General features: G+C 59.5%; 1 protein-coding gene and 1 rRNA gene. One reads left to right on the forward strand and one right to left on the reverse strand.

The genetic code is table 11. The features are described 5' to 3' along the window. Window positions 1-445: 445 nt before the first annotated feature. On the forward strand, window positions 446-1,039 hold the full coding sequence (locus MOD31_RS21815) for an HhH-GPD-type base excision DNA repair protein (protein WP_250821695.1): 594 nt from the start codon (window positions 446-448) through the stop codon (window positions 1,037-1,039). A gap of 201 nt (window positions 1,040-1,240) precedes the next feature. On the opposite strand, the gene rrf is transcribed toward MOD31_RS21815, so the two are convergent. Beyond that, window positions 1,241-1,357: ribosomal RNA gene (gene rrf, locus MOD31_RS21820) — 5S ribosomal RNA — on the reverse strand. Window positions 1,358-1,360 lie beyond the last annotated feature (3 nt).

Raw genomic sequence — 1,360 nt, forward strand, 5'->3', positions numbered from 1 at the left:
TTCGAAACCAGCTGAAAACCAGACCACCACACACGGGGGTGCGCAATGATCCAGCCATAATTTCAACCAATCAAAAAAACAATCGGTATCAACAAACTTGGCACACTATTGAGTTCTCAAACAACAGACCCTCCAAAACATCACCCACAGCACACCACAAAAGCAGCACACCCAACAGGGCCATTGGAAAAGAAGAGTTATTTTTGGCCGCCTACCGAACCGTACACACCTTCCGGCTTTCCGTTTCGCACCCGGCGACTCAGAAAACAATACACGCCCCACACCCCCAACGCAAATCCACCCCTAGCCACGCCCCCAACCACCCACAAAACGCGTGCAACACCGCCGTCGAACGCCACGAACCGCCGGTGAACCGCGGGCCGGGTCGCGGGGCGGAACGGCGCCGAACGGACCCCCGATGACGACGCCCCACTGTGATGGGAGGATGGTGAGCATGGAACTGCACATCACAGGCCATGCCGCCGCGGACCAGCTGCTCAGCAACGACGCCTTTGCGTTGTTGACCGGTATGTTGCTGGATCAACAAGTCACTATGGAGTCCGCGTTTGCTGGCCCGGAGAAGATCCGCACCAGGCTGGGCTCCCTCAGCCCTGGGACAATCGCAGAGTACGACCCAACCGGCTTCGTTGAAGTCTTCAAGGAACGGCCGGCCGTCCATAGGTTCCCAGGCTCCATGGCCGCAAGAGTCCAGGCTCTGGCAGAGACAGTGCATCGTGAATGGGATGGGGACGCAGCTGCTATTTGGACCAGCGGGAACCCTGACGGCCCCGAAGTACTCCGCCGGCTCAAGGCCCTGCCAGGCTTTGGCGAACAAAAAGCAAAGATCTTCCTGGCATTGCTGGGCAAACAATGCGGGCTGCAGGCGGACGGGTGGCGGGAAGCCGCCGGCCACTACGGCGAAGAAGGTTCCTACCTCTCCGTCGCGGACATTGTTGATCCGGACTCCCTAAGTAAAGTGCGCGCAAATAAGCAGGCAGCAAAGGCGGCAGCAAAAGCTGCGAAGCCATCTGGCACCTAACGCTGAGCCCGTACCATGCACTTCTTCGTGCTCGCGGCGTAGTTCGGGTCGAACCCATGGCTCGTCCCAAAAAGGGCTGACGGCTCGCAACAGGCACGTGCTTTCGACGGCAAGTGATACCGGGGCGGGCTGCTCAGCCTTGTTGTTGGTGGGTTAAAGTCGAAGAGCCCCAGCCAGTGGCTGGGGCTCTTCTTAATGGTTGTCCGGCGGTGTCCTACTCTCCCACACCCTCCCGGGTGCAGTACCATCGGCGCTGTGGGTCTTAGCTTCCGGGTTCGGAATGGGACCGGGCGTTTCCCCCACGCTATGACCGCCGTAACT

The sequence above is a fragment of the Paenarthrobacter sp. TYUT067 genome (genome assembly GCF_023656375.1).
Taxonomy (GTDB): Bacteria; Actinomycetota; Actinomycetes; order Actinomycetales; family Micrococcaceae; genus Arthrobacter.